Consider the following 4,868-nt stretch of genomic DNA (forward strand, 5'->3'; position numbering starts at 1 on the left):
AGCTTTATATAAAAATTCAGAAATACTAGTATTGGATGAACCTACAAGTGCACTTGATACAAATTCTGAGCAAGAAATACTAAGAACTATAATGAATCTGAAAGGTAAGGTAACAATTGTTCTAGTTTCACATAATAGAGACATAATTAATAAATGTGATGAGATATATGAAATTAAAAATATGGAGATATTAAGAAAAAATTTTAATTGAATTCCAATAATTTCAAAAATGTTTAATAAAAAATTAATTTAATTTAATTTTTTATAATTATTGTAAATAATCTGTCATGGTTGGAGATTTAAAGGGTATTTTTTAAGATAAAATATATACATAATAATATTTAGGCTTTATAAGTTTTAAAAATGAATAATAAAATTAAGCAAGAAAAGTTTTTTAAAGATTATTTTTTATTAATTCAAAATTTATTAAATAAAATGGATTATAAAAAATTAATGAGAATTTCCGATTTTATTGAAAATAAAATTAAGACTAAAAAGAAAATTTTTGTAGCAGGAAATGGTGGATCTGCCTCGGTATCAAATCATTTTTTATGTGATTTTAATAAAGGTATAAAGTTATCTTCAAAATATAAAATGATACCAAAAGTTTATTCTTTAACAAATTCAATTGAATTAATAACTGCAATTTCAAATGATATAAAATATGAAAATATATTCGATTTTCAATTAGAAAATTATGCTAACAAAGGAGATGTCGTTTTTGCTTTTAGTTGCTCAGGAAATTCAAAAAATATTTTAAATTTAATGAAAAAAGCAAATTCTATGAAATTAGACATAATATTTATTTCAGGTTTTCTAAAGAAAAAATTAAAGACAAAAGTTAAATTTCATTATGATTTGAGTTGTCAAAATTACGGAGTTACAGAGGATATGTTTTCTTCGTTTATGCATTTGATTTCACAATGGATAAGATTTAAATATTCCAATTATAATAAAAACCAGATTTTGTAGTTATAATTTTATTGAATAATAACTTTTAGTATTAAAATTTTTTTCTTTTTTTTTAATAAAAATTATATAATACCATTCCATGATCTCTTTAATAACAGGTGGAGGAGGCTTTATTGGTAGCCATCTTGCTGATAAATTAGTAAGTCTTAATCATAAAGTAATTGTAATTGATGACTTTTCTGTAGGTAGAAAAAAAAATCTTTCACAAATAAAGAATAAAATCAAAATCGTTAATTCAAGTATTTTAGATAAAAAAAAAATTAGTAAATATTTCAAAAATGTTGATAATGTTTTTCATCTTGCTGCTAAGGCTGATATTGTACCAAGTATTGAAAACCCAAATTTATATTTTGATGTAAATGTTAAAGGAACTTTGAATATTTTAAATCACTCTGTAAAAAATCACGTAAAGAGATTTATTTATATAGCATCATCCTCAAGCTACGGGATCCCAAAAAAATATCCTACACCAGAAAATTCCATAATAGATCCTCAATATCCTTATGCTTTAACTAAACGTCTTGGAGAAGAATTAGTTCTTCATTATTCTAAAATATACAACTTAAATTCAACATCATTAAGATTTTTTAATGTTTATGGGCCAAGAGCAAGAACTTCAGGGACATATGGAGCTGTGTTTGGAGTATTTTTAGCACAAAAGATCGCAAACAAACCATATACTGTAGTTGGAAATGGTACGCAAACCAGAGATTTTACTTATGTATCCGATGTGGTTGATTCTATTATCAAGGTATACAAGAAAAAAAATATATCTGGTGAAATTTTTAATGTTGGAAGTGGTAAAACAGTGAGTGTAAATAGAATTGTTGATATTTTAGGTGGAAAAAAAATATATATTCCCAAAAGACCAGGTGAACCTGATAAAACTTTTGCAGATATAAGAAAAATAAAAACTAAAATAGGATGGCACCCAAAGGTTAATATAGAGAAAGGAATTAGTTATTTGTTAAAAGATATTTCAAATTGGAAGGATGCACCATTATGGACAGTAAAAAAAATTGAAAAAGCTACAAGAAAATGGTTTTTATATTTAGATAAAAAAAAGAATTAGAGCATGAGAAATAAAATTTTCACTCAAAAATCTATTAAAAAAGAGATAAAAAAACAAAAATTAAAAAACAAAACTATAGTTTTATGTCATGGAGTTTTTGATTTATTACATTTAGGTCACATAAAGCATTTTGAAAGCGCTAGGACAAAAGGAGATTTTTTAATTGTATCAATTACATCTGACAAATATGTTAACAAAGGTCCGGGTAGACCTTTATTTAATAAAGATATAAGAGCAAATACTATTAGTGCTTTAAGTATTGTTGATGCAGTAATTATTAGTAATTTTGAAACTTCAGAGGAAATAATTAAAATAATAAAACCAGATATTTATTTTAAAGGCCCTGATTATAAAAATAATAAAAAAGATTTATCAAAAAATATTTATAAAGAAATCAAAGCTGTTAAAAAATATAATGGCAAGATAATTTATTCAAATGATGAAACATATAGTTCAAGTAATTTAATAAATAATAGTGGAATTTTATTTAATGATGAACAAAAAAAATTTTTAAATTCAATAAAAAAAAAATATTCTTTTGATTATATTTTCAAAACATTTGAAAGATTTAATTTCCTAAGACCACTAATTATTGGTGAAACAATTATTGATGAGTATATTTTTTGTGATGTTCTTGGAAAGTCTGGAAAAGAACCACATTTAGTAATAAAAGATGAATTTGTGGAAAGTTATTTAGGAGGTGCAGGAGCTATAGCAAATCATTTGTCATCCTTTTGCAAAAAAATTAATTTCCTTACATGTATTGGAGATCAAAATAATCACGTAAATTTCATTAAAAAGAGCATTAAAAAAAATATCAATTCAAAAATTATTATAAAAAAAAATAGTCCAACTATTTTAAAAAAAAGATTTTTAGATATTGTCTCAAGAAATAAACTTTTTGGTGTTTACAGTATGAATGATCAACTAGTAGACTTAAAAACAACTCAAAATATATATAATAATATTAAAAATAACTTTTTAGGCTCAGATTTACTTATAATTTCAGATTATGGGCATGGTTTCATCTCAGATAAACTGGCTAAAGATATTTCTAAATTGAATAAATTTACTGCGTTAAATGCACAAGTAAATGCATCTAATTATGGTTATCATTCTTTAAATAAATATAAAAAAATTGACTCACTAATAATTAACGAAACAGAGCTGAGACATGAAGTTAGAGATAAACGTACAGATGTTTATGCACTTTCTAAGATTCTTAAAAAAAAATATAAAATTAATAACTTGATAGTGACAAGAGGTAGAAATGGAGCTTTACTGATAGGTAATGAAAAAAATAAAATAATACAATGTCCTGCTTTCACAGAGAAGGTTATTGATAAAGTAGGAGCGGGAGACACAATGCTTTCAATAATATCGTTATGTTTGAAGTTAAAAATACCAGGTGAATTATCGTTATTGATAGGTTCTTTAGCTGGAGCTAATTCAGTTGAGAGCATTGCTAATAGCCAAACATTAGATAAAAAAAATTTATTAAGGAAAATAGAATATATTTTAAAATGAAAAAAATACTTGTAATTGGAGGTGGAGGTTATGTAGGATCACGACTTGTTCCAGATTTATTAAAATTAAATTATAAAGTTGATGTTTATGATTTGTTTATTTATGGAAAAAAAGTTTTTAGTGAAAACGATAAATTAAATCTAATTCAGGGAGATGTAAGAGACCTAGAACATATAAATACAGTTATAAACAATCATGAAATAGTAATTCATTTAGCCTGTATTTCAAACGACCCAAGTTTTGAGCTTAATCCAAAATTAGGAAAATCAATTAATCTAGATTGTTTTAGACCTTTAGTTGAAATATCAAAAAAAAAAAATGTAAAGAGATTTATTTATGCTTCATCATCATCTGTTTATGGAATAAAATCTGAGAAGAATGTTAGTGAAGATTTATCTTTAGACCCTTTAACTGATTATTCAAAATTTAAAGTCGAATGTGAAAAAATATTGTTCGAATATAAGGATGATAACTTTGAAACAGTTATAGTTAGACCAGCTACTGTTTGTGGGTATGCCAAAAGACAGAGATTAGATGTAGTTGTAAATATTCTTACAAATTTAGCATTTAATAAAAGAAGAATTAAAGTTTTAGGTGGTAGTCAATTGAGACCGAATATTCATATTAAAGATATGTCACGGATTTACATAAAATTAATTGAATCAAAAAAGGAGCTTGTTAATGGACAAATTTTTAATGCAGGTTATGACAATATGACTGTAAATGAAATCGCAAATACAGTTAAAAAGGTTATAGGTCAGGATGTAGAGATTGAAAAAGAAATTTCTAATGACAATAGATCTTATCATATATCATCAGAAAAAATTAAAAAAATACTTAAATTCGAGCCAAAGTTCACGATAGAAGATGCAGTTATAGATTTAAAAGAAGCTTTCGAAAAAAATAAATTACCAAATTCATTAACAGATTCTATATATTTTAATATAAAAAAAATGCAGGAAATAAATTTAAAGTAAATTTTTTTTTATGCCAACTCTAAATTTTTTTTATCAAAAAAAATATTTTTCTTTATTCTTTATTATTCTTTTACTCTTGGGTTTTTATTTTCGATTTAATTATTTTGATGATGGATTATGGTCAGATGAATGGATTTCATTTTATATAGCTAATTCAAATTTAAATTTAAATGACAAATATAATTTACATATAGCGCTTGAAGGAGCCAGTCCAATTAATTTATTTATAAAAGTTTTAATCATAAAATTAGTTGGCTATAGTTATCAGAGTGTTGAGGCAGTTTATCTTTTGTCATCAATGATTTTTTTAATTGTATCAA

Annotated in this window: 5 protein-coding genes and 1 pseudogene; all 6 read left to right on the forward strand. The window is 24.1% G+C overall.

Translation table 11 applies throughout. The annotated features are described in order from the left end of the window. Positions 1-211 (forward strand): annotated as a pseudogene (locus AMO08_RS05770) (ABC transporter ATP-binding protein); the annotation flags it as partial. A gap of 152 nt (positions 212-363) precedes the next feature. Next, a complete protein-coding gene (locus AMO08_RS02690; RefSeq protein ID WP_075484886.1) occupies positions 364-972 on the forward strand; it encodes an SIS domain-containing protein in 609 nt (202 codons plus the stop codon). Between the two features lie 79 nt (positions 973-1,051). Next, on the forward strand, positions 1,052-2,044 hold the full coding sequence (locus AMO08_RS02695) for a GDP-mannose 4,6-dehydratase (protein WP_075484888.1): 993 nt from the start codon (positions 1,052-1,054) through the stop codon (positions 2,042-2,044). Between the two features lie 3 nt (positions 2,045-2,047). Then, positions 2,048-3,571 (forward strand): PfkB family carbohydrate kinase, encoded by a 1,524-nt coding sequence (locus tag AMO08_RS02700; protein ID WP_075484890.1) that lies wholly within the window; start codon positions 2,048-2,050, stop codon positions 3,569-3,571. Further along, positions 3,568-4,548, forward strand: a complete 981-nt coding sequence (locus AMO08_RS02705; protein WP_075484892.1) for an NAD-dependent epimerase/dehydratase family protein — start codon at positions 3,568-3,570, stop codon at positions 4,546-4,548. The genes AMO08_RS02700 and AMO08_RS02705 overlap by 4 nt, the downstream gene beginning before the upstream one ends. Before the next feature lie 10 nt (positions 4,549-4,558). After that, a partial coding sequence (locus AMO08_RS02710; RefSeq protein ID WP_143323800.1) for a hypothetical protein occupies positions 4,559-4,868 on the forward strand: 310 nt, incomplete at its 3' end.

The organism is Candidatus Pelagibacter communis (assembly GCF_001180205.1).
GTDB lineage: Bacteria > Pseudomonadota > Alphaproteobacteria > Pelagibacterales > Pelagibacteraceae > Pelagibacter > Pelagibacter ubique_O.